General features: G+C 59.8%; 20 protein-coding genes, 1 tRNA gene and 1 pseudogene. 18 read left to right on the plus strand and 4 right to left on the minus strand.

The annotated features are described in order from the left end of the window. Window positions 1-100 precede the first annotated feature (100 nt). The 4 genes from VQ067_RS12025 (at window position 101) to VQ067_RS12040 (ending at window position 1,874) form a co-directional block, all read left to right on the plus strand. A complete protein-coding gene (locus VQ067_RS12025) occupies window positions 101-322 on the plus strand; it encodes a ParD-like family protein (protein ID WP_003114412.1) in 222 nt (73 codons plus the stop codon). Beyond that, on the plus strand, window positions 319-1,101 hold the full coding sequence (gene map / locus VQ067_RS12030) for a type I methionyl aminopeptidase (RefSeq protein WP_003090687.1): 783 nt from the start codon (window positions 319-321) through the stop codon (window positions 1,099-1,101). Before VQ067_RS12025 ends, map begins: the two co-directional genes overlap by 4 nt. A 53-nt stretch (window positions 1,102-1,154) precedes the next feature. Continuing rightward, on the plus strand, window positions 1,155-1,388 hold the full coding sequence (locus tag VQ067_RS12035; protein ID WP_003090686.1) for a hypothetical protein: 234 nt from the start codon (window positions 1,155-1,157) through the stop codon (window positions 1,386-1,388). A 198-nt stretch (window positions 1,389-1,586) separates the two neighbouring features. Continuing rightward, a complete protein-coding gene (locus VQ067_RS12040; RefSeq protein WP_003090684.1) occupies window positions 1,587-1,874 on the plus strand; it encodes a DUF3509 domain-containing protein in 288 nt (95 codons plus the stop codon). Between the two features lie 325 nt (window positions 1,875-2,199). On the opposite strand, the gene VQ067_RS12045 is transcribed toward VQ067_RS12040, so the two are convergent. Beyond that, window positions 2,200-2,376 (minus strand): hypothetical protein, encoded by a 177-nt coding sequence (locus VQ067_RS12045; protein WP_003099098.1) that lies wholly within the window; start codon window positions 2,374-2,376, stop codon window positions 2,200-2,202. A gap of 84 nt (window positions 2,377-2,460) precedes the next feature. Further along, window positions 2,461-2,787: a hypothetical protein gene (locus tag VQ067_RS12050; protein WP_003090681.1), complete on the minus strand. Its 327-nt coding sequence runs from the start codon at window positions 2,785-2,787 to the stop codon at window positions 2,461-2,463. Between the two features lie 191 nt (window positions 2,788-2,978). Between VQ067_RS12050 and VQ067_RS12055 the strand changes: the two genes are divergently transcribed. The 14 genes from VQ067_RS12055 to VQ067_RS12120 all read left to right on the plus strand — a co-directional run bounded on the left by VQ067_RS12055 (window position 2,979) and on the right by VQ067_RS12120 (window position 21,139). After that, complete coding sequence (locus VQ067_RS12055) at window positions 2,979-3,842, plus strand: alpha/beta fold hydrolase (protein ID WP_033991168.1); 864 nt, start codon at window positions 2,979-2,981, stop codon at window positions 3,840-3,842. Between the two features lie 249 nt (window positions 3,843-4,091). After that, window positions 4,092-6,014, plus strand: coding sequence for a threonine--tRNA ligase (thrS, locus tag VQ067_RS12060; RefSeq protein ID WP_033991170.1), 1,923 nt, complete (start codon window positions 4,092-4,094; stop codon window positions 6,012-6,014). Then, window positions 6,014-6,565 (plus strand): translation initiation factor IF-3, encoded by a 552-nt coding sequence (gene infC, locus VQ067_RS12065; protein ID WP_003119938.1) that lies wholly within the window; start codon window positions 6,014-6,016, stop codon window positions 6,563-6,565. The genes thrS and infC overlap by 1 nt, the downstream gene beginning before the upstream one ends. A gap of 61 nt (window positions 6,566-6,626) precedes the next feature. After that, window positions 6,627-6,821: a 50S ribosomal protein L35 gene (gene rpmI / locus VQ067_RS12070; RefSeq protein WP_003090673.1), complete on the plus strand. Its 195-nt coding sequence runs from the start codon at window positions 6,627-6,629 to the stop codon at window positions 6,819-6,821. Between the two features lie 23 nt (window positions 6,822-6,844). Next, complete coding sequence (gene rplT / locus VQ067_RS12075; protein WP_003099086.1) at window positions 6,845-7,201, plus strand: 50S ribosomal protein L20; 357 nt, start codon at window positions 6,845-6,847, stop codon at window positions 7,199-7,201. 97 nt (window positions 7,202-7,298) lie between these two features. After that, complete coding sequence (gene pheS, locus VQ067_RS12080; protein ID WP_003090666.1) at window positions 7,299-8,315, plus strand: phenylalanine--tRNA ligase subunit alpha; 1,017 nt, start codon at window positions 7,299-7,301, stop codon at window positions 8,313-8,315. Window positions 8,316-8,349: 34 nt separating this feature from the next. Next, entirely contained in the window at window positions 8,350-10,728 is a 2,379-nt protein-coding gene (gene pheT / locus VQ067_RS12085) for a phenylalanine--tRNA ligase subunit beta (protein ID WP_033991172.1), read from the plus strand. Window positions 10,729-10,731: 3 nt separating this feature from the next. Then, the gene (gene ihfA, locus VQ067_RS12090; protein WP_003090661.1) at window positions 10,732-11,034 is read left to right on the plus strand and encodes an integration host factor subunit alpha; all 303 of its coding nucleotides are present in this window, start codon (window positions 10,732-10,734) and stop codon (window positions 11,032-11,034) included. Continuing rightward, the gene (locus VQ067_RS12095) at window positions 11,015-11,371 is read left to right on the plus strand and encodes a MerR family transcriptional regulator (RefSeq protein ID WP_003090655.1); all 357 of its coding nucleotides are present in this window, start codon (window positions 11,015-11,017) and stop codon (window positions 11,369-11,371) included. Before ihfA ends, VQ067_RS12095 begins: the two co-directional genes overlap by 20 nt. 89 nt (window positions 11,372-11,460) lie before the next feature. Beyond that, window positions 11,461-11,537: transfer RNA gene (locus tag VQ067_RS12100), tRNA-Pro, on the plus strand. Between the two features lie 199 nt (window positions 11,538-11,736). Further along, window positions 11,737-14,625 (plus strand): SNF2-related protein, encoded by a 2,889-nt coding sequence (locus VQ067_RS12105; protein ID WP_033991213.1) that lies wholly within the window; start codon window positions 11,737-11,739, stop codon window positions 14,623-14,625. 191 nt (window positions 14,626-14,816) lie between these two features. Then, window positions 14,817-16,616 carry an AIPR family protein gene (locus tag VQ067_RS12110; protein WP_033991215.1) on the plus strand — a complete coding sequence of 600 codons (1,800 nt, stop codon included), beginning with the start codon at window positions 14,817-14,819 and terminating at the stop codon, window positions 16,614-16,616. A gap of 10 nt (window positions 16,617-16,626) precedes the next feature. Continuing rightward, a complete protein-coding gene (locus tag VQ067_RS12115; RefSeq protein ID WP_033991216.1) occupies window positions 16,627-18,318 on the plus strand; it encodes a site-specific DNA-methyltransferase in 1,692 nt (563 codons plus the stop codon). Window positions 18,319-18,370: 52 nt separating this feature from the next. Then, entirely contained in the window at window positions 18,371-21,139 is a 2,769-nt protein-coding gene (locus VQ067_RS12120; RefSeq protein ID WP_033991218.1) for a DEAD/DEAH box helicase, read from the plus strand. Between the two features lie 131 nt (window positions 21,140-21,270). Here VQ067_RS12120 and VQ067_RS12125 read toward each other — a convergent pair. Together VQ067_RS12125 and VQ067_RS12130 are read right to left on the minus strand one after the other, a co-directional pair. Further along, a pseudogene (locus VQ067_RS12125) lies at window positions 21,271-22,408 on the minus strand (IS3-like element ISPa32 family transposase). A 1,013-nt stretch (window positions 22,409-23,421) separates the two neighbouring features. Continuing rightward, window positions 23,422-24,111, minus strand: coding sequence for a GIY-YIG nuclease family protein (locus VQ067_RS12130; protein ID WP_196678509.1), 690 nt, complete (start codon window positions 24,109-24,111; stop codon window positions 23,422-23,424). Between the last annotated feature and the right edge of the window lie 53 nt (window positions 24,112-24,164).

A 24,164-nucleotide genomic window follows, 5' to 3' on the forward strand; every position in this document is an offset into this window, starting at 1 on the left:
GGCCAGTCCATGGCCAGGCGAGGGCGGACCTTCCCGTTTGCGCCGCGTCCATGCGATGGTTAATATGCGTTCCGTATATGTTTTGTAGTCGAGGTGTAGTGTGGGCCTGGTGAAGATTTCCGAGCAATTGCACGAAGAGGCGCGCATCGCCTGCAAGGCCATGTCGCGCTCGATCAATGCCCAGGCCGAGCACTGGATGCGCATCGGCATGCTGATCGAAGCCAATCCCGGCCTGACCTATGCGCAGGTGCTACGCCAATTGATGGACGAAGCGCGCGAAAGCGACCGCCGCGAGCAGGGCGCGGCGAGGATCTCGGGATGATCAAGAGCGCGGAGGAAATCCAGCGCATGAGCGTGGCCGGCGCGCTCACCGCGAAAGTCCTCGAAGCCCTCGACGAGGTGGTGCGGCCAGGCATCAGCACGGCAGAGATCGACCGCTTCTGCGAGCGCTACATCGTCGACACCCTCGCGGCGATTCCCGGCAGCAAGGGGCAGTACGGCTATCCGTTCACGGTGAACACCTCGGTCAACGAGGTGGTCTGCCATGGCTGGCCGTCGGCGCAGCAGATCCTCCGCGACGGCGATATCGTCAACGTCGACGTCACGGTGATCAAGGACGGCTATTTCGGCGACAGCAGCAAGATGTACCGGGTCGGCGCCATCGACCGCCAGGCGCAGAAGCTGCTCGACGTCACCCGCGAATGCCTGTACCGGGCGATCCGCGTGGTGCGCCCGGACGCCACCCTCGGCGATATCGGGCATGCCATCCAGAGTCACGCCGAAGCCAACGGTTATTCGGTGGTCCGCGAATACTGCGGGCATGGCATCGGCCGCAAGATGCACGAGGCGCCGCAGGTCCTGCACTTCGGTCGCGCTGGCGCGGGTGCGCGGCTGAAGGCCGGGATGACCTTCACCATCGAACCGATGATCAACCAGGGCGGCCACGCGGTGAAGCTGCACAAGGACGGCTGGACCGTGACCACCCGCGACCGCCGCCTGTCGGCCCAGTACGAGCACACCGTGCTGGTCACCGAGCGGGGTTGCCGGGTCCTGACCCTGCGCGAAGAGGAGCGCGAGGCGCTGGCCGACCTGGCTGGCTGATCGACGCCCGGCCTGGTTACACTGCGACGACTTTTCCGAAGGGAGGCTGGCGGGTGTCCGGCAGGCGTTTTGGCGAGTTCGAACTGCGCGCCACCTGGTTGCGCGAGGACAGTGGCTATCTGGCCGAGATCGAGATAACCAGCATCGACGACGGACGCACCGAATGGCTGGTGCTGCCGGGCCAGCCGCCGTGCGAGAGTCCGGCGGCCGCGCTGTCGCTGGCGGAAGCGGCGCTGTACCGGGTGCGCGGCTTCGATGCGCGGGGCCGGCCGCTGTTTTCCGACTGAGCCTGCTGGCAAATCGCATGATGCATTTCGCACGATCTTGCAGTTTGCACGGACCGCTTCGCTGAGTCTTTTCGTAAGTTATTGATTTTGAATGTTTTTAATTTTCCATGTGGCTGGCATGAAAGCTGCCACCTTTCCCCGTGTTGCGGCTGCGCTGAAGTTCGCGGTCGGTTTTCATGCAAGAGGGGATAAACGATCATGGAAAAGTCCATCAAGATGCTGTTCGATGCCTTCCAGGCCACCTTTGCCGTATCCACCCAGATGCGTCCGGACGGCGGCGCCCTGCTGACCCTGCGCAACGGCGAAGAGATCGTGACCCGTCGCGTGGTGTCCGCCGCCCAGTTGGCCGACGAGAAGCGCATGTACTGGTTCATCAACGCCGTGCGCCGTGACCTGGCCCTGGAGGCGGGGAGCCTGCCGGTGGATGTGGTCGGCACCCTGCGTCGTCTGCAGGAGCGCGGTCTGCCGAGCTACATGGCGGGCTGAACGGTTCGTCCGGAATCCTGGCGGAGACCTCCGGCAGGGCGGGCGAGAGTGCTAGAGTGAAGCTTCGAGGGGGCTGGGCGAGGATCGACCGGCCCCGCTCGTGTCGGAAGGGAAGGCCAGGGCTGGCCTGCCCGTTCGGCGCTTCGGCAGGCTGGCGCAGAACGATGCAAGGTCGTTCGGGTCAGCATCAGGGATGAAATGACTGACAGGAGTCGGGATGCTGCGTTACGTCGTGGGTTTTCTCGCGTTCACCGTGCTGGCGGCCTATCTGTTGCTGGGGGTTTCCCAGCACGCCTTCCTGCCGTGACCGGTCGGCATGGCGGCTTCAGCTGCGTTGCGGAAGAGGCTGTGGCGGCCGTGCGGGATGCCGGTTTTCGGCTTGCCGTGCCTTGCGTTGCAGGCGTGCGCGCCGACGCGGCACGCGCAGGAAGGCCCACAGGGTGACGCCGGCGAGGCCCAGCCAGGCGACGATCAGCAATGTGACGAAGGATTCGGGAGTCATGGTTCGTCCTCCTCTTACCCAAGGATAGACCCTGCGGAAAGGGGAATTACTGCAATCGGTCTTCGACCATGGTCTGAAACGCGGTCACTCGGGGCCGGCGCCGACCAGGGCCAGGCAGCCGGTGAGGCTGGTCAGCAGGGGCAGGGCGAGCAGGAAAGCCAGCCAGATGGCCTCCATGCGCAACAGCGTGGCGCCGAGGAACAGCGCGACCAGGAGGATGGTCATGAGCAGGGCGGTCCAGCCGAAGTACATGGCGAAGTTGTCGATGCCCAGGCCGATGCCCCAGCCCAGCAGCAGGGCCCATACCCCGGCCAGCGCCAGGCCGAGGGCCAGCATGCTCGCCAGGGTCCGGGCGGACGGGGCATGCAACGGGTGGTTGCGGAATAGCTCGTAGAAGATCGGCGTATTCATCGGCGTCACCTCCGCAGGGGAACTTCCAGCCTAGTCCCGCGGGCGAGACGGCCCTAGACCTATTTGTCATTACGGGGCGTGACCTCAGGCCGTTAACATCCATCTTTTCCAGGCGATGCCGTGCATCGGGCTGCGGGCCCGATCACCGTTCGTCGCGCTGAGTCGAAAAAGAAACCGAAAGGGTTGCGTGCATGAGTGGCGAACTCGCCTCGTTCGAGGTGGATGGGTATCAACTGGTCTATCAGGACCGGGGTGAGGGCACGCCGGTGCTACTGGTCCACGGTTCGCTGTGCGACTACCGCTACTGGCAATGGCAGTTGCGCAGCCTCGGCGAGCGCCACCGGCTAATCGTGCCGAGCCTGCGTCACTACTACCCCGAGCGCTGGGACGGGCAGGGTGCGGACTTCACCAGCGCCCGCCACGTCGCCGACCTGCTGGCGCTGGTCGAGCGGCTCGGCGAGCCGGTACACCTGCTCGGCCATTCCCGTGGCGGCAACCTGGCGTTGCGCCTGGCGCTGGCCGCTCCGGATGCCCTGCGTTCGCTGAGCCTGGCCGATCCCGGCGGCGACTATGCCGCCGAGGTCTACGCCCACGCCGGCCTGCCTGCGCCCGAGGAGCCATTGGAACGCAACCAGTTCCGGCGCCAGGCGCTCGAATTGATCCGTGGCGGCGAGGCGGAACGGGGACTGGAACTGTTCGTCGATACGGTGAGCGGCGCCGGGGTATGGAAACGCTCGTCGGCGACGTTCCGCCGAATGACCCTGGACAACGCCATGACCCTGGTCGGGCAGGTGGCCGACCAGCCGCCGGCGCTGGCGCTGTCGGAACTGCGCTCGATCGACCTGCCGAGCCTGATCCTCAATGGCGAACGCAGCCCGCTGCCATTCCCGGCCACCGCCGAGGCGCTGGCGGCGGCCCTGCCGCGCGCCGAGCTGCAACGCATCCAGGGCGCGTCCCATGGCCTCAATGCCACCCGTCCGGCGGCTTTCAACCGGTCGGTACTGGAGTTCCTGGCGCGCGTCGATGGCGTTGCGCCGGACGTGGAAACGTCCTGAAGCGAGGCCGGGCGAACTGACCGCTCGTCAGCTCGCCGCGGATGCTTTACCATGGGCGCTTCGCGCCGGATCAGCTCCGGCGTTTTTCGTCAGTATCCATTCCCAGTGATCTCCGTCCGCGCGCTTCGGCGCAGGGGTGCCGCAAGGCGCCTGCCACTGTGAGGCAGGCCGGCCCGGCGGGCGACGCTTACTGGCACATCCCAACCCACGTGGCCTTTGGTAGGGGTCACCACTAGGAGAGGAGGCGCCATGCCCATCATTACTCTTCCCGACGGCAGTCAACGTTCCTTCGATCACCCGGTCTCCGTGGCCGAGGTGGCCCAATCCATCGGCGCGGGCCTGGCCAAGGCGACCCTCGCCGGCAAGGTCGACGGCCGCCTGGTCGACGCCTGCGACACCATCGATCGCGACGCGACCCTGCAGATCATCACGCCCAAGGACGAGGAAGGACTGGAGATCATCCGCCACTCCTGCGCCCACCTGGTCGGCCATGCGGTCAAGCAGCTCTATCCGACCGCGAAGATGGTCATCGGCCCGGTGATCGAGGAAGGCTTCTACTACGACATCTTCTTCGAGCGCCCCTTCACCCCCGAGGACATGGCGGCGATCCAGCAGCGCATGCGCGAGCTGATCGACAAGGACTACGACGTGATCAAGAAGATGACCCCGCGCGCCGAGGTCATCGAGCTGTTCAAGTCCCGTGGCGAAGACTACAAGCTGCGCCTGATCGACGACATGCCGGACGAGAAGGCCATGGGCCTGTACTTCCATGAGGAGTACGTGGACATGTGCCGCGGCCCGCACGTGCCGAACACTCGCTTCCTCAAGGCGTTCCAGCTGACCAAGATTTCCGGCGCCTACTGGCGCGGCGACTCGAAGAACGAGCAGTTGCAACGCATCTACGGCACCGCCTGGGCCGACAAGAAGCAACTGGCGGCCTACATCCAGCGCATCGAAGAGGCCGAGAAGCGCGACCATCGCCGCATCGGCAAGCAGCTCGACCTGTTCCACCTGCAGGAAGAAGCGCCGGGCATGGTGTTCTGGCACCCGAATGGCTGGAGCGTCTACCAGGTGCTCGAGCAGTACATGCGCAAGGTCCAGCGCGACCATGGCTATGTCGAAGTGCGTACCCCGCAGGTGGTCGACCGCATCCTCTGGGAGCGTTCGGGCCACTGGTCGAACTACGCCGAGAACATGTTCACCACCTCCTCGGAAAGCCGCGACTACGCGGTCAAGCCGATGAACTGCCCGTGCCACGTGCAGATCTTCAACCAGGGCCTGAAGTCCTACCGCGACCTGCCGCTGCGCCTCGCCGAGTTCGGCGCCTGCCACCGCAACGAGCCTTCCGGCGCGCTGCACGGGATCATGCGCGTACGCGGCTTTACCCAGGACGACGCGCATATCTTCTGCACCGAAGAGCAGGTGAAGAAGGAAGCGGCCGATTTCATCAAGCTGACCTTGCAGGTCTACCGCGACTTCGGTTTCACCGACATCGCCATGAAGCTGTCGACCCGTCCGGCCAAGCGCGTCGGTTCCGCCGAGCTGTGGGATCGCGCCGAAGGCGCGCTGGCCGATGCGCTGAACGAATCCGGCCTGGCCTGGGAATACCAGCCGGGCGAGGGCGCGTTCTACGGGCCGAAGATCGAGTTCACCCTGAAGGACTGCCTCGGTCGTAACTGGCAGTGCGGCACCCTGCAGTACGACCCGAACCTGCCGGAGCGCCTGGACGCCAGCTACATCGCCGAGGACAACAACCGCAAGCGCCCGGTGATGCTGCACCGCGCGATCCTCGGGTCCTTCGAGCGCTTCATCGGCATGCTCATCGAGCACTACGCCGGAGCCTTCCCGGCCTGGCTGGCGCCGACCCAGGCAGTGGTGATGAACATCACCGACAAGCAGGCCGATTTCGCCGCCGAGGTGGTGCGGATCCTCGGGGAAAGCGGATTCCGTGCCAAGTCCGACTTGAGAAACGAGAAGATCGGCTTTAAAATCCGCGAGCATACTTTGCTCAAGGTTCCCTATCTCTTGGTTATTGGAGATCGGGAAGTTGAATCGAAGGCCGTCGCGGTGCGTACGCGCGAAGGGGAAGACCTGGGCTCCATGCCCGTCACCCAGTTCGCTGAGCTGTTGGCACAGGCGGTTTCCCGGCGTGGTCGCCAAGACTCGGAGTAATCATTATTAAGCGTGAAATGAGACAGGATAAGCGAGCTCAACCGAAACCCCCGATCAACGAGAACATCTCGGCTCGTGAGGTACGGTTGATTGGAGCTGATGGCCAGCAGGTTGGTGTTGTTTCGATCGATGAGGCGATCCGCCTAGCCGAAGAGGCGAAGCTGGACCTGGTTGAGATTTCGGCCGACGCGGTGCCTCCTGTCTGCCGCATCATGGACTACGGCAAGCACCTGTTCGAGAAGAAGAAGCAGGCTGCGGTCGCCAAGAAGAACCAGAAGCAGGCGCAGGTCAAAGAAATCAAGTTTCGTCCAGGGACGGAAGAAGGGGATTACCAGGTAAAACTACGCAACCTGGTACGTTTCCTTAGTGAAGGGGACAAGGCCAAGGTATCCCTGCGATTCCGCGGCCGTGAGATGGCTCACCAGGAGCTGGGGATGGAGCTGTTGAAGCGGGTCGAAGCCGACCTCGTGGAGTACGGCACCGTCGAGCAGCATCCTAAGCTGGAAGGACGCCAGCTGATGATGGTCATCGCTCCCAAGAAGAAAAAGTAACCACCAGGGCACTGGCAGGCCTTGCGGTTATGCGTAATCACTCAATGCGGAGTATCCGAACATGCCAAAGATGAAGACCAAAAGTGGCGCGGCCAAGCGCTTCAAGAAGACTGCTGGTGGCCTCAAGCACAAGCACGCCTTCAAGAGCCACATCCTGACCAAGATGACCACCAAGCGTAAGCGTCAACTGCGCGGCACCTCGATGCTGAACAAGTCTGACGTTGCGCGCGTAGAACGCTCCCTGCGTCTGCGCTGATTATTAAGGTAGAGGATTAATTCATGGCTCGTGTTAAGCGTGGCGTTATCGCCCGTCGTCGTCACAAGAAAATTCTGAAGCTCGCCAAGGGCTACTACGGTGCACGCTCGCGCGTGTTCCGCGTTGCCAAGCAGGCGGTGATCAAGGCTGGCCAATACGCCTACCGTGACCGTCGTCAGCGCAAGCGTCAGTTCCGCGCACTGTGGATCGCCCGTATCAACGCTGGTGCTCGTCAGAACGGTCTGTCCTACAGCCGCCTGATCGCCGGCCTGAAAAAGGCGGCCATCGAGATCGACCGTAAGGTCCTGGCCGATCTGGCAGTGAACGAAAAAGCGGCGTTTACCGCGATTGTCGAGAAAGCGAAGGCAAGCTTGGCTTAAGCCCTACGACAATCACCGGACTTCGGTCCGGACGTAACGTCACCGATAGGGGAAGAGCCTTACCGCTCTTCCCCTATTTTGTATCTGGAGTCCATACATGGAAAACCTGGATGCGCTGGTCTCTCAAGCATTGGAGGCTGTGCGACACACCGAAGACGTCAATGCCCTGGAGCAGATCCGGGTTCACTACCTCGGCAAGAAAGGCGAACTGACCCAGGTGATGAAGACCCTGGGCGACCTGCCGGCCGAAGAGCGGCCGAAGGTCGGCGCGCTGATCAACGTGGCCAAGGAAAAGGTCCAGGATGCGCTGAACGCGCGTAAGACCGAGCTGGAAGGGGCCGCGCTGGCCGCCCGGCTGGCCGCGGAGCGCATCGACGTCACCCTGCCTGGTCGTGGCCAGCTGAGCGGCGGCCTGCATCCGGTCACCCGCACGCTGGAGCGCATCGAGCAGTGCTTCAGCCGCATCGGCTACGAAGTCGCCGAAGGCCCGGAAGTCGAAGACGACTACCACAACTTCGAAGCGCTCAACATTCCGGGCCACCACCCGGCGCGTGCCATGCACGACACTTTCTATTTCAATGCGAACATGCTGCTGCGTACCCACACCTCACCGGTGCAGGTGCGGACCATGGAGTCCCAGCAGCCACCGATCCGCATTGTCTGCCCGGGGCGCGTCTACCGCTGCGACTCCGACCTGACCCACTCGCCGATGTTCCACCAGGTGGAAGGCCTGCTGGTGGACGAGGGCGTCAGCTTCGCCGACCTCAAGGGCACCATCGAGGAATTCCTCCGCGCCTTCTTCGAGAAGCAGCTCGAAGTGCGCTTCCGTCCGTCCTTCTTCCCCTTCACCGAGCCCTCGGCCGAAGTGGACATCCAGTGCGTGATCTGCAGCGGCAACGGCTGCCGCGTGTGCAAGCAGACCGGCTGGCTGGAAGTCATGGGTTGCGGCATGGTGCACCCGAACGTGCTGCGCATGTCCAACATCGATCCCGAGAAATTCCAGGGCTTCGCCTTCGGCATGGGCGCCGAGCGCCTGGCCATGCTGCGCTACGGGGTGAACGACCTGCGTCTGTTCTTCGATAACGATCTGCGCTTCCTCGGACAATTCCGCTAGGCCAGAACGCAACCGGATTCCTTAGGAGAACAGGATGAAATTCAGTGAAAAGTGGCTGCGGAGCTGGGCAAATCCGCAGGTTTCCCATGACGAGCTGGTCGCTCGCCTGTCCATGGTCGGCCTCGAGGTCGACGCCGACCTGCCGGTCGCCGGCGCCTTCAGCGGCGTGGTGGTCGGCGAGGTGCTCTCGACCGAACAGCATCCGGACGCCGACAAGCTGCGCGTCTGCCAGGTCAGCAACGGCAGCGAGACCTTCCAGGTCGTCTGCGGTGCGCCCAACGTGCGCGCGGGCCTGAAGATTCCCTTCGCCATGATCGGCGCCGAACTGCCGGGCGACTTCAAGATCAAGAAAGCCAAGCTGCGCGGCGTCGAGTCCTTCGGCATGCTCTGCTCGGCCAAGGAATTGCAGATCAGCGAAGAGAACGCCGGTCTGCTCGAGCTACCGGCCGACGCGCCGGTCGGCCAGGACGTCCGCACCTACCTGGAGCTGGACGACTACACCATCGAGGTCGGCCTGACCCCGAACCGCGGCGACTGCCTGTCGCTCGCCGGCCTGGCCCGCGAAGTCAGCGCCATCTACGACGTCCCGCTGGCGCCGGTGGCGGTGGACGCGGTCGCCGCGCAGCACGACGAGACCCGTCCGGTCGAGCTCGCCGCGCCGGCCGCCTGCCCGCGCTACCTCGGACGGGTGATCCGCAACGTCGACCTGAGCCGGCCGACCCCGTTGTGGATGGTCGAGCGCCTGCGCCGTTCCGACATCCGCAGCATCGACCCGGTGGTCGACGTCACCAACTACGTGATGATCGAACTGGGTCAGCCGATGCATGCCTTCGACCTTGCCGAGATCAACGGCGGCGTGCGCGTGCGCATGGCCGAGGACGGCGAGACGCTGGTCCTGCTCGACGGCCAGGAAATCACCCTGCGCGCCGACACCCTGGTGATCGCCGACCACCAGCGCGCCCTGGCCATCGCCGGGGTGATGGGCGGCGAGCACAGCGGCGTCAGCGACAGCACCCGCGACCTGTTCCTCGAAGCCGCGTTCTTCGACACCATCGCCCTGGCCGGCAAGGCCCGCTCCTATGGCCTGCACACCGACTCCTCGCATCGCTTCGAGCGCGGCGTCGACAGCCAGTTGGCGCGCAAGGCCATGGAGCGCGCGACGCGCCTAATCCTCGACATCGTCGGCGGTGAACCGGGGCCGATCGTCGAGCAGGTCAGCGAAGCGCACCTGCCGAAGGTCGCGCCGATCACCCTGCGCGCCGAGCGCGTGACCCAGATGCTCGGCATGCCGCTGGACGCCGCCGAGATCGTGCGCCTGCTGCAAGCCCTGGAACTAACGGTGGTAGCCGACGGGGAAGGGCAGTGGTCGGTCGGCGTACCGAGCCATCGCTTCGACATTTCCCTGGAAGTCGACCTGATCGAGGAACTGGCCCGTCTCTACGGCTACAACCGCCTGCCGGTGCGCTACCCGCAGGCGCGCCTGGCGCCGAACAACAAGCCGGAAGCGCGCGCCGCGCTGCCGCTGCTGCGGCGCCTGCTGGTCGCCCGCGGCTATCAGGAAGCGATCACCTTCAGCTTCATCGATCCGGCCCTGTTCGAACTGTTCGATCCGGGCACCCAGCCGCTGACCCTGGCCAACCCGATCTCCGCCGACATGGCGGCGATGCGTTCCAGCCTCTGGCCGGGCCTGGTCAAGGCGCTGCAGCACAACCTCAACCGCCAGCAGTCGCGGGTCCGCCTGTTCGAAAGCGGCCTGCGCTTCGTCGGTCAACTGGAAGGCCTGAAGCAGGAAGCCATGCTCGCCGGCGCCATCTGCGGCAAGCGCCTGCCCGAAGGCTGGGCCAACGGCCGTGATGGCGTGGACTTCTTCGACGCCAAGGCCGATGTCGAGGCAGTGCTGGCCAGTGCCGGTGCCCTCGGCGACTTCAGCTTCGTGCCCGGCGAGCACCCGGCGCTACACCCGGGGCAGACCGCGCGCATCGAGCGGGAAGGGCGGCTGGTCGGCTACCTGGGCGCGCTGCATCCGGAACTGGCGAAGAAACTCGACCTCGAGCAGCCGGTGTTCCTCTTCGAGCTGCTGTTGGCCGAAGTGGTCGACGGCCACCTGCCGAAGTTCCGCGAGCTGTCGCGCTTCCCCGAAGTACGCCGCGACCTGGCGCTGCTGGTGGACCAGGACGTGCCGGCGCAAGACATCCTGACACAAATCCGTGCGGCGGCCGGCGAATGGCTGACGGACCTCAGGCTGTTTGATGTGTATCACGGTAAAGGCATTGATCCGCATAGAAAAAGCCTTGCCGTCGGCTTGACCTGGCAGCATCCATCGCGCACTCTTAATGACGATGAAGTCAATAGCACGACGCAGAACATCGTCACGTCGTTGGAAGAAAGGTTCAATGCCACGTTAAGGAAATAGCGTATGGGGGCTCTGACGAAAGCTGAAATTGCGGAACGTCTGTACGAAGAGCTGGGCCTGAACAAACGGGAAGCCAAGGAGTTGGTGGAGCTGTTCTTCGAAGAGATCCGCCAGGCGCTGGAGCATAACGAGCAGGTCAAGTTGTCCGGTTTCGGCAACTTCGACCTGCGCGACAAGCGCCAGCGCCCCGGACGCAACCCGAAGACCGGCGAAGAAATCCCGATCACGGCCCGCCGCGTTGTCACCTTTCGTCCAGGGCAGAAACTGAAGGCCAGGGTTGAGGCATATGCTGGAACCAAGTCATAACGACGAGCTGCCACCGATTCCCGGCAAGCGCTACTTCACCATCGGCGAAGTCAGTGACTTGTGCGCGGTCAAGCCCCACGTGCTGCGCTACTGGGAGCAGGAATTCCCGCAGCTCAACCCGGTGAAGCGCCGCGGAAATCGCCGCTATTATCAGCGCCAGGACGTGCTGATGATCCGCCAGATCCGCGCGCTCCTCTACGACCAGGGCTTCACCATCGGCGGGGCGCGCCAGCGCCTCTCCGGCGACGAGGCCAAGGACGACGTCACCCAGTACAAGCAGCTCATCCGCCAGATGATCGCCGAGCTGGAGGAAGTCCTGCTGGTCCTGAAGAAGTGACGGAAGCAAAAAAAACTTCCACTTATCAGAAGCTTAGTATATAGTGCGGCTCACTTCGGAAGCACAGCCACTGAGCTTGGAAGTACAGTCGGGGCGTAGCGCAGCCTGGTAGCGCACTTGCATGGGGTGCAAGGGGTCGAGTGTTCGAATCACTCCGTCCCGACCAAAAATCCCTAGAAAATCCAGTCACTTAGCGGTGGCTGGATTTTTTTATGCCCATAGGTTTTTTGATCGTTTCTTGGAAAGGGGCTTTCTGGTTGCCAATTGGTTGCCAATTGAGATTGGCTTATCTGGCAGGACGAGCAATCATGGATGCATTGTCATTTAGACGTTATGTCGCCGATTAGCTTGATTCATCAGAGAGCATGCTGAGCCTACCCATCCTGACCAAGTACCAATGCCAGTACTACGCGTGGCTGCTTACCCGGCGGGCGGCTGGGGATTCGATCGAGTCTTTGGCTTCGACCCTTGTCGACTCGCAGATTGATCTCAACCCCCACCAGGTCGATGCGGCGTTGTTTGCCTGCCGCAATCCCTTGTCCCGCGGGGTGATCCTGGCCGATGAGGTGGGGCTGGGTAAAACCATTGAGGCCGGACTGGTTATCTCGCAGCGTTGGGCTGAGCGACGGCGGCGTATCCTGATCATTGCTCCTGCCAACCTGCGCAAGCAGTGGCACCAAGAGCTGCAGGACAAGTTCAATCTTCAGGGATTGATCCTAGAGACCAAAAGCTATAACGCACTCCGCAAGCAAGGTTTCATAAATCCTTTTGTGTTTGCCAGTGGCCCGGTGATTTGCTCCTACCAGTTTGCTAAGGCCAAGGCGAAGGACGTCAAGGCCATTGCCTGGGATCTGGTCGTGCTGGATGAGGCGCACCGCCTGCGCAACGTCTACAAGCGCAACAATGTCATCGGCAAGATACTGAAGGACGCGCTGGTCCATGTGAACTCCAAGGTGCTGTTGACCGCAACACCGCTGCAGAATTCGCTGCTCGAACTGTACGGGCTAGTCAGCATGATCGATGACCGAGTCTTCGGTGATATCGACAGCTTTCGTTCTCAGTTCGTCAATGCCGACAGGGGGCAGGCCTTTGGAGGTCTGCGGCAGCGCCTGGGCAGCGTCTGCAAACGCACTCTGCGTCGTCAGGTGCAGCAGTACGTTCCCTATACCGCCAGGCGCGCGATTGTTCAGGAGTTCATCCCCAGTCAGGAGGAGCTTGAGCTGTCCAGTCTGGTGGCCGAATACCTACGTCGCCCGAATCTCAATGCCTTACCTGAAGGCCAGAGGCAACTGATTTCCTTGGTGCTCTGGAAACTGCTGGCTTCCTCGACCCATGCGATTGCAGGGGCGCTGGAGACCATGGCCAAACGCCTGCAGGGCAATCTCGACAAGGCAGCTGAGGTCATCGATCTCACTCAGACCTTGGATGAAGACTACGAAGGCCTAGATGAGCTGGCCGACGAAAGCGAAAGGGAGTTGGAGAGCGAAGAGGTTGTGATCCTGACAGCTGGTGAGCGCGATACCATCGCGGCTGAAATCGCCGAGTTGCAGCAGTTCAAGAACATGGCCACCAGTATCCGCGAGAACGCAAAAGGTAAGGCGCTGCTGATCGCTCTGGACCGTGCCTTTGCCGAACTCGAACGTCTCGGCGCCGCCCGCAAGGCCATCATCTTCACAGAGTCGCGGCGCACCCAGGACTATCTGCTTTCGCTGCTGGCTGGTACGCCCTACGGCAATGGCATCGTGTTGTTCAATGGCACCAATACAGACTCTACAGCCCAGTGCATCTACAAGGACTGGCTGCAGCGCCACGCTGGCAGTGATCGCATTACCGGCTCCAAGACCGCCGATACCCGCGCAGCGCTGGTCGAGCATTTCAAGGAGCGCGGCACCATCATGATCGCCACCGAGGCGGGTGCTGAGGGTATCAACCTGCAGTTCTGTTCCTTGGTGATCAATTACGACCTGCCCTGGAACCCGCAGCGCATTGAACAACGCATCGGGCGCTGCCACCGCTACGGTCAGAAGCACGATGTGGTGGTGGTGAACTTTGTCGACCGCAGCAACGAGGCGGATGCACGGGTCTACGAACTGCTGGCCGAGAAATTCCAGCTGTTCGAGGGCGTATTCGGCGCAAGCGACGAGGTGCTGGGCTCCATCGGCTCAGGAGTTGATTTTGAGCGTCGCATTGCCGACATCTATCAGAATTGCCGCGACCCGGAAGAGATCAAGCGCAGCTTCGAGCAATTGCAGCTGCAACTTTCCGGGGAAATCAGCGAGGCGATGGTCAAGACCCGTCAGGTACTGCTGGAGAACTTCGACGAAGAGGTGCAGGACAAGCTGCGAATCCGCGCCGCAGACAGCAGCTCCACTCGCAATCGCTTCGAGCGTCTACTGCTCGATCTGACTCGCGCCGAACTCGGCGACTACGCTCACTTCCACGGCGAGAGCTTCGAGCTGCACAGGCTGCCGGCCGGCAGCGCTGGCGGCATTACTTTGGGGCGTTATGAACTGCCGCGTCGTGCTGGTAACTCTCATCTGTACCGTCTTGGCCATCCGTTGGCTGCTTGGGTTATCAATCAGGCCAAGAGTCGTCGGCTCGATCAGCAACCCGCCGATACGCTGGTGTTCGACTATGCCGCCTATGGAACCCGAATCAGCACTCTTGAGCCGTTGCGTGGCCAGCGCGGCCGTCTGACCCTGAAACTGTTTTCCGTAGAGGCGCTGGGCAACCTGGAGCAGCACCTAGTAGTTTCCGCCGTCACGAATGACGGGCATGCGCTGCCAGAGGATGATCCGGAAAAGCTGCTGCGCCTGCCGGCACGCCTGGAGCAGAGTGAATCCGCTGTAGCAGGAGCGGTACCGCTGGTTGACGACCTGGAGCAGCGCAAGAATCAGCTGCTGCGCGAGATTAACCAACGCAACATGGGCTACTTCGAACAGGAGGTCGCCAAGCTTGACGCTTGGGCTGATGACCTCAAGCTGGGGCTGGAGCAGGAAATCAAGAAGATTGATGGTGAGGTCAAGGAATTGCGCCGAATCGCGGCAACTGCAGCGACGCTGGAAGAAAAGGTCGGCTACCAGAAGCAGCAGCGCGAGCTGGAGGGCAAGCGCAACAAGCTGCGCCGCGAGCTATATGCCCGACAGGATGAGATCGAGGAAGAGCGCAACGCGCTGATCGATCAGTTGGAGCAGCAACTGCAGCAGCATGTTCGGGAAGAGCCCCTGTTTACTGTGGAATGGGTGCTGCAATGACAAGGCAGGTGCATAAAAAGAAGGCGTCGACATGGTCAAGCAAGTCAATGACTCGGACTAGATCTCATGGCCGGTGTTGCAAGGCTGACAGAACTGAACCGCTTGCATGAAAGGGAGTTTGGATTGATGGGCAAGCCACAAAGTCTTGTGAAGGGGGGTAAGTGTCCAGAGAGTTTAGGAGGTCAAGGCTGATGGCTGCTCTTGCCCCGGACTATATGGTCATTCTCAAGAATATTCTGCGTGAGCGATTTGTAGATTCACTGCCGCCACTGCTGGACACGAAAAAGCCAGCAGCGGAGCAGCAAGACAAGCAGCTGTCGCGCGCATTTAGTGCCTTCGTGTTGCACAAGCTGCTCGATCTGGCGCCAGCGGCTGCCGCAGCGTCGGTGGTCGATGACTTCAATGACAAGGGCATTGATGCCGTTCACTACCACGAGCCGTCGCAAACTCTTTACCTGCTGCAGACCAAGCTGAAGGAGTCGGAGCAGTTCAAACAGGAGGACGCCCTGCCGTTCTGTGAGGGAGTTCGCCTGCTGTTGAAGCAGGAGTTCACCGCCTTCAATCAGCATGTCCTACAGCGTCAAGCGGAGATCGAGACCGCACTTGATGTATGCAGCCATATCAAGCTAGTTGTGCCCTACACCGGCGACGGTGTCTCGAAGACCGCCAGTGATGCCTTGCAGGCACTGCTTGACGACGAAGACCTCGATGAGGATCGTTTGGTTCGGCAGGTGCACTATTACGCGGCAGATGAGATCACTCGCGATCTTCGGGCCGAACAGGCCTACTCACCGGTACATACCGACGTTTACCTGCAGAAGTGCAGCAGGGTTGAGGAACCGCGTGCCACCTACTATGGCCTCGCCAGACTGTCTGATCTGGTTGCGCTGCACCGGCAGCATGGGAAGGCGCTCTATGAGCGCAACATTCGATATTACCTTGGCAGCAGCAAGTCTGAAGTCAGTGCTGCCATTCAGACGACTCTGCGCGATGCTCCTGACGAGTTCTTTTATCTAAATAACGGTGTCACTGCCGTTTGTGACCATGTTGATCAAAAGGGCAACAAGCCTGCGACAGGCTTCCGCAGATACCAGGTCAGGGGGCTTTCCATCATCAATGGTGCGCAGACGGTCGCCTCTGCTGCCGAGTTTGTGGCGCAGAACCCGCAGAGCAATATCGAGTGCGCCAAGGTGCTATTTACCCTGATCAAGGCACCAGCCGCTGGCGATTTTGGCAAACAGGTGACCAAGGCTCGTAATCATCAGAACCCGGTGCAGATGGCGAACTTTGCTGCCCTTGATGAGAATCAGGAGCGGTTGCGCCAAGAGGCTGGGCTCTTGGGTTTTGACTACCATTATCGCCCTGAGGTTCAGGGGACAAGCCCGATGGCCTTCACCTTGGATGAGGCGTTGCGAGCACTGGCCCTGCAGCAGAATGATCCGCGCTATCCAGCGTGGCTCAAGGGGGAGCTGACGCGACTCTCGAATCCGGAGTCGGACGAATACAAGGCATTATTTAGCTCCACACTGAGAGGCATGAGTCTGGTCAATGCAGTCCAGTGCCAGAGAGTTCTTCGTGATTTGATTGTTAGTCATGAAAATGGGGCTCCATCCACCTCCCGAGAGAAGATGCTCTACCGGCACGGTAACTACGTCATAATCTCGGTCATGATGAAGCGGCTGCGTAATCGTATCGAATCCACCCAGATCATTGATCCAGGCGAGGTTGCTGCGTTGATTAGCCCATCCCTAGATCTGCTTCGGCAGCAAGCCTTTGATCTTGGACAGCTACGGTTGAATGGCGCGGGGCCGCTGGCTTTCTTCCGAAATCAGGGCAACGTTGTGGCCTTTTTGGCAGACCTGATGGAGGAGCACTATAGGCTGGCCACCGATCCGGCTATAGCGCCACTCCGTAATATCCAGAATGCAGCGGATGCGTATCCGCGAAAGCGCCTGATCGACTACATGTCGAGCAAGGCACCGCAAATTTGAGAAATACAGTATGAGCAAGCAAAAACTCGAACTCACCTGGATCGGCAAGGACAAGCGTCCCAAGCTGGAACCGCGCATTCTGCTGGAAGATCCAGCGAAGTCGTATCACTCCAGTCATCGCGTGACGGAAAACGACATCTTCGACAACCGGTTGATATTTGGTGACAACCTGCTGGCTCTGAAGGCGCTGGAGCAGGAGTTTGCCGGCAAGGTGAAGTGCGTGTTCATCGATCCGCCGTACAACACCGGCAGTGCCTTCACACATTACGACGATGGGCTGGAACATTCGATTTGGCTAGGCTTGATGCGGGATCGACTGGAGATTATTCAACGATTGTTGTCGGAGGATGGCTCTTTGTGGATCGCTATTGATGATAATGAAGGACATTACTTAAAGGTCTTGTGTGACGAGATTTTTGGGCGTCAGGCATTTATTACATCAATGGTCTGGGAGAATTTTTATGGTCGGAGTAATGCTGCGGCAATTTCTCCTGCGCATAACTATGTTCTCTTATATTCCCCGATGGGTCAGGATTGGAAGAAAGTCCGAAATCTTCTTCCTAGGGGAGAGGAAAGTGCCAGTAAATATAAGAATCTTGATGGTGATCCACGGGGGGCATGGCGTCTTGGGCCAATATTCGCAGGTGGTGAACGTCATGATGGGCTTATGTACACAATTAAAACTCCGTCAGGAAGAGAGGTGCGCCCTCCGAAGGGAAGCCACTGGCGCATGCTAGAGGACCAATTTTGGCGAATGGTTGATGAGGGTAGGATCGTTTTTGGTGAGAATGGCGACAATAATCCGGCTGTGAAGTTGTTCTTGAGTGAAGTCCAAGAGGGCTTGGTGCCTAGGACTTGGTGGCCACACACTGATGTAGGGCACTCTCAAGAGGCTAAGCGAGAGATTCAAGCCCTTTTCCCTGGAGAGGTACCTTTTGATACTCCCAAGCCGGAGCGCTTGCTTGCACAAATTATAACGATTGCGACCAACCCAGGAGATGTTGTTCTCGACTCTTTCGCTGGCTCCGGTACCACTGGTGCAGTTGCGCACAAGATGGGACGTCGCTGGATCATGGTCGAGTTGGGTGAGCATTGTGATACTTGCATTACCCCGCGCCTGCAGAAGGTCATCGACGGCACCGACCAAGGCGGTATCAGCAAGGCGGTCAACTGGCAGGGCGGCGGTGGCTTCCGCTACTACAAGCTGGCACCCACGCTGATTGTCAATGACAGCTGGGGCAATTCGGTGATCAATCCGGAGTACAACGCCGCCATGCTGGCCGAGGCACTGGCGAAGCTGGAAGGCTTCACCTATGCGCCCTCGGAAGCCCACTGGTGGCAGCACGGTCATTCCAGCGAACGTGATTTCATCTACGTCACCACCCAGAACCTGTCCGCCGAACAGCTACAGGCACTGGCCGATGACGTGGGAGCCGAGCAGAGCTTGCTGGTCTGCTGTGCGGCCTTCCATGGCGTGACTGCCGCCCAGGCCGAAGCACGCTGGCCGAACCTGACGCTGAAGAAGATCCCGAAGATGGTGCTATCGCGCTGCGAGTGGGGCCACGACGACTACAGCCTGAACGTCGCTAATCTGCCGCTGGCCGAGCAGTCCGTCGCCGTACCCGAGCCGGCCAAAAACGGCAGGAAGAGCAACGCCGCTGCGCCGGCACAAGCAGCGCTGTTTGGTGAAAGCGAAGCGTGATGTCTGAAGGCCGCGAAAAGCCTGCAGGCTACAAGGAAGAAGGGAAGAAAGTATGAGCAGTTCGCGTATTCAACATCACGTTTCCGGGCGTCTGTCGCTGCGCCCGCCGCAGGCCGAGTCGTTGGGCAAGCTGGTGCAGACGCTGAGCGCAGCGCCGGAGATGTTGGGGCATCAACAGAATGTGCCAGCCATCCTCGATACCCTGAAGGCCCAGTTCCCGACCCTGGAAGATTTCGAGCGCGACTTCCCGTCGCTTTGCTTCGCGCTGGCTACGGGTGTAGGCAAGACCCGGCTGATGGGGGCATTCATTGCTTATCTGCATCTTGAGCACAAGATCAACAACTTCTTCGTGCTCGCACCGAACCTGACCATCTACAACAAGCTGATCAGCGATTTCACCCCGAACACGCCCAAATATGTGTTCAAGGGCATCGGCGAGTTCTCGATCAATGTGCCGCGGGTCATCACCGGCGACAACTACGACCAGCAGAACATCCTGGGCGGTGAGCTGTTTGGCGAGATTCGCATCAACATCTTCAACATCGCCAAGATCAGCTCCGAGGTGCGTGGCGGCAAGGAGCCGCGCATCAAGCGCATGCGTGAGGTGCTGGGCGACAGTTATTTCAACCATCTGGCCAGCTTGGACGATCTGGTGCTACTGATGGATGAGTCGCACCGCTACCGAGCCCAAGCCGGGATGCGGGCGATCAACGAACTCAAACCCCTGTTTGGCCTGGAGGTGACAGCCACGCCGTTCGTGGAGTCCACCAGGGGGCCGGTGCCGTTCAAGAATGTGGTGATGAACTACCCGCTGGCCCGTGCCATCGAAGATGGCTTCGTCAAGGAGCCGGCGGTTGTCACCCAGCGCGACTTCAAGGCCGAGCAGCACGCGCCGGAAGAGGTGGAACGAATCAAGCTGGAAGACGGCGTGCGCCTGCACGAGATGACTAAAGCCGAGCTGCTGACCTACGCCCGCGAAAACGATGCCAGGGTGGTGAAGCCTTTCATGCTGGTGATCGCTCGTGACACCACGCACGCTGGCCAGCTGCTGGAGCTGCTGGAGTCGGAGGTCTTCTTTGAGGGCCGCTATCGCGGCAAGGTCATCCAGGTCGATTCCAGCAAGAGCGGCAAGGATGAAGAGGAAATGATTACCCGCCTGCTGACCGTGGAAAGCGTGGACGAGCCGACCGAGATCGTCATCCACGTCAACATGCTCAAGGAAGGCTGGGACGTCACCAACCTGTACACCATCGTCCCGCTGCGGGCCGCCAAAGCCCGCACGCTGGTTGAGCAGTCCATCGGACGCGGCCTGCGCCTGCCTTATGGCAAGCGCACCGGAGTGGAAGCCGTGGACCGGCTCAATATCGTGGCTCACGACAAATTCCAGGAAATCATCGACGACGCCAACCGAGCTGATTCGCCGATTCGCCTCAAGCAGGTGATTCTCGATGCGCCCAGGGCGGACGACAACAAGACCAGTGTGCAGGTGCAGTCCGGCGCGCATACGATGCTCGGCCTGAGCGAAGGTACAGAGCAGCCGGCTGCTGAGCAGGCGAGCACCTTCGGTGAGGCAAACAATACCGGTTTGAATACCGCTACGCAGAAATCTGTGCCGATTTTCACCACCGATGCAGAAAAGCAGGCTGCGCGTGTGGTGATGGAGGTGATCGGCAAGTACGAAACCAAGCGTGATTTGGTGTCGAGTAGCAGGGATCTGCTGAAGGAGGAAGTGCAGGAGCAGATCAAGGCCGAAGTCGCCGAAAGACTCAAGCCGCAACAAGGCTCGCTGCTGGAAGACCAGGATGCCTATGTGCCGGAGTTGAATCTGGCCGATGTGGTGGCCAAGACCACCGAAGTGGTGGTGCAGCAGACCATCGACATTCCGCGGATAACGGTGGTGCCGACCGGCGAGGTGACTTCGGGTTACCACTCGTTCACATTGAGCGATCTGCCTAATTATCAGCCAGGCCAGCGGGAGATCATCGGGCAGACACTGCGAACCAACGAGCAGTTCACCCTGAGTCGGGAGAGCGGTATCCACGAGAAACGCCTAGAGAATTACATCGTCAAGAAGCTGATCGACTTCGACGACGTGGATTACTTCACCCAGGCCGAACTGCTATACGACCTTGCCGGGCAGGCAGTGACTCATTACCAGACGCAGAACTACACCGAAAGCGAGCTGCACGAGATCCTCGATACGCACGGCGCGGACCTAGCCCGCCTGATCCATGCGGAAATGCTTAAGCACTTCTGGGAAGAGGCCAGTGGCTACGAGGTCAACGTCAGTCGCGGCTTTACCGAGCTCAAGCCTTGCAACTATACCGTGACAGCCAATCAGCCAATACGCAGCGTGCGAGAGACGGTCGCCGAAACCAGCCGGATCAAGCAGATGCTGTTTGGCGGTTTCATGCGCTGCCTGTATCCGTTGCAGAAGTTCGATTCGGACACCGAACGGCGCTTTGCCGTGATCTTGGAGCGTGACGCCCTGAAGTGGCTCAAGCCCGCCAAGGGGCAGTTCCAGATCTTCTACAAGCTCGGTGCCGAACAGCCGGAGTATGTTCCTGACTTCGTGGTGGAGACGGATAGCTGCATCGTTCTAGCCGAAACCAAAGCTGCCAACGACCTGGATACTCAAGAAGTGCAGGCCAAGGCCGCCGCTGCTGCCCAGTGGGCCAAGCATGCTACTGACTACGCGCAGAGCGTCGGTGGCAAACCTTGGAAGTATTTACTGATTCCGCACAGCGAAGTGACCGAGGCGAAACGGTTGATGGACTATCTGAGGTTTGAGGTGAAGACACCAGTGTCAGCAGCAGGCTGAAAGGTCTTGGGCTGAGGACGAATCATTAGCTCCAGGTGCGTTTTGTGCTTGGAGCATGAGATTTTCTGTGCACAGAGATGGGCGTTGAAGGTCAAGGCAGGCTGACCTGCCCCCAGTTTTAGTACCGCTGCCTAGTTAGTAGGCCCTGGGGTTGATATTAATTTTTCCTGCTTCAGCTGCTGCTGGCGAGTTCGCCAACTTGCAGCAAATTCTGCCGGGGTGAGATTGCCAATCGCGCTGTGCGGTCGGTGTTCGTTGTAATCCCGCCGCCAGGCCGCGATGCGGATTCTCGCTTCGGCCAGCGAACAGAACCAGTGCTCATTGAGGCATTCGTCCCGGAACTTACCGTTGAACGACTCGATGAAGGCATTCTGCGTGGGCTTACCAGGCTGAATCAGCTTCAGCTTGATGTCGCGCTGATAGGCCCATTGATCGAGTGCCTTGCCGGTGAACTCGGGCCCCTGGTCGGTGCGGATCGCTTTCGGGTAGCCGCGAAACCGCGCCATCTCGTCCAGCGCCCGTGTGACACGAAGCCGCTGATACCGTGCTCCACCAGGATGCCGACCGACTCCTTGGTGAAGTCATCGACCACCGTCAGGCATTTGATCCGCCGCCCGGTGCTCAGTGCATCGAAGACGAAGTCCATCGACCAGACCTGGTTTGGTGCGCTCGGCAAACTCAGACGTTCGCGCTCCACCGCGACGCCATGGCGGCGGCGCCGCCGTTTCACCATCAAGCCGGCAGCGCGGTACAGGCGATAGATCCGCTTGTGGTTGACCTGCACGCCAGCACGCCGCAGCAGGATGTGCAGGCGGCGATAGCCAAAGCGCCGGCGCTCTTGGGCCAGTTCCACCAGTTGGGCTTGCAGCTCGGTGTTTTGCACACTGGCTCGCGGCTGGTAGCGCAACACCGAGCGGAACAGCCCGATCAACTGACAGGCACGACGCTCGGAGATGCCGGTTCGCGCCTGCATCTCCTGCACCGCCTCCCGCCGTGCTGTCGGGCTTACCCTTTTCCCCGGGCGACCACTTTCAGCGACTCGATGTCGAGGTGGGCCTCGGCGAGCAACTTCTTCAATCGGCTGTTTTCCAGTTCAAGATCCTTCAACCGTTTGGCGTCCGCCACGGTCATACCGCCAAACTTGGCCCGCCAGGTGTAGAACGAGGCATCACTGAAGCCGTGTCGGCGACACAGTTCCTTCACCGGCACACCGGCCTCCGCCTGCTTGAGGAAGTCGAGAATCTGCTCTTCGGTAAAACGCTTTTTCACTGCCGTCTCCTGCTCGGAAAACGGACTCTACTAAGTTTGACATGGTACTGAAATCGGGGGGCAGGTCACTCACGCATCAGGTACATACCTTGAACCGCCCGATTTGCTCACGGTGTCTCCATTCTTTCGATGAACTTGACGGTTGTATCTGCTCCATCGAATGACTCATGTGTTACTGAAGAATGATTTCAAATTTGAAATGTTCTTCTTTGCATCTTTGATCCAGTATCTTCGTCCTAAGACATCTTCAATCTGAATGTCCTTTGCTTCTCTCTGGCTGTCCTCAAAGAAGCTATAAAGTATACGGTCATCGTCATGATGGATTATCAGTTCGAAAATATCACCTTCAGAAAGGCGAATAGATGTATTTTGCGCAACAAGTTTCTCTATCAGTGGCCGTGCCTCGGTAACTACTTCTTGTAGTTCATGGGCTCCAAGTTCACGAAGAGGTGTGAACTAGTTGCCTTGCTCGCTTATGATTACGAAGCGGGTCATTATTATAGGGCGGCGTCCTGCATTGACAATGATTACTCTCATGCTGGGGGCTGGCTCTAACCCACGAGTTGCGTCGTAGAAAATCTCTGATCTTGTGTGTATCCGTGCACGATCCTGACGAGTACTGTAAATGGAGACCGCCAGGCTAAGTCCTGAGATATTGCTGCAGAAAACGAGACTATTAAGGATATTTCGTTGAGCATGAATAGAACCTTATTTCGATAGATGCCGTATGTGGTAATCAACCTATCCCGGATGCTCCTCCTGAAGCGATTTTTCCCAGCGGCTGTAACGCAAAGGCCACGATGTCGAGCGGCCAGTAGGCTTCGATATAGCTGTAGCTTTAACTCCAAGGCAGCAGTTCCGAGTTTGAACTCGGCGGAAATGTACGTCGTTGTTTGCTCAATATGACGAAGTTTTTCGCTTGAATCAGTGATCCGGGATCAGTAGACCTCCTACAGAACATCATCTGTATGCAATGATAAGTTAGGCGTCTACACGCAAACTCCAATAATAGCTTAGGCGTCACCTTCAATCTCTTTTAGTGTGCGACCGGCTTGGTTCTTCCAGGATATCGGTCCAGGCGCCGTTCCACCTCGGATCACTCCTGCGGCTGCGCTTGGACTTGAGAACTCGACGTCTTTAGTGAAGATTAACAGTCCATTCTGCGGCTGAAGCGTTCCATTCTCGATCAGTTGTTGCCGCAACTTGAGTATCCAGGCGCCATGTGTTTTTCCGCTTTGTCGTTCCTGCAGAATGGCTGTTGAACCGGCTAAAACGACAAAGCCATTGGGTGATCGCATTCCGCGTGCCTCCGCACTCTTAATCTTGGATACAAGTACTTCTGTAGGCTGGAGTAGCTCGGCGACCGGCTTTACCGGAGTGAGTAGTTCCGAGCCAAGAACGGGCAATAGCTGTCCGATGCGCTCAAGGTAGACCTCCATATCGTGTTGATCTGACTCTGGCAGGCGCGATCCACTGTTGTTTGCGTTAATTAGGCTGTAGCGGCCAACTTGACTGGCAAGCTCAATGATTCGCCCTTCAAGGTAGCGAATGTGGGCTTTGGTGAGGTTTTCATCCTTGCTAACGAAAACGATGGCGGAGTTCCAGTACTCTTTGCTCCGATGCTGCTTAATGCGATCTAGAACGACCTCAGCTTCACCTATATATGCAACCTGCTTGCCGGAATCGGGGTCTTCTCCGAGCAAGAGATACACACCCGGCTGCAGAAGTTCGCGGCGATTTAAAAGTCGGTCTAAAT

It is taken from the genome of Pseudomonas sp. KBN12P06040 (genome assembly GCF_037574965.1).
In the GTDB taxonomy this organism is placed as follows: Bacteria; Pseudomonadota; Gammaproteobacteria; order Pseudomonadales; family Pseudomonadaceae; genus Pseudomonas; species Pseudomonas aeruginosa.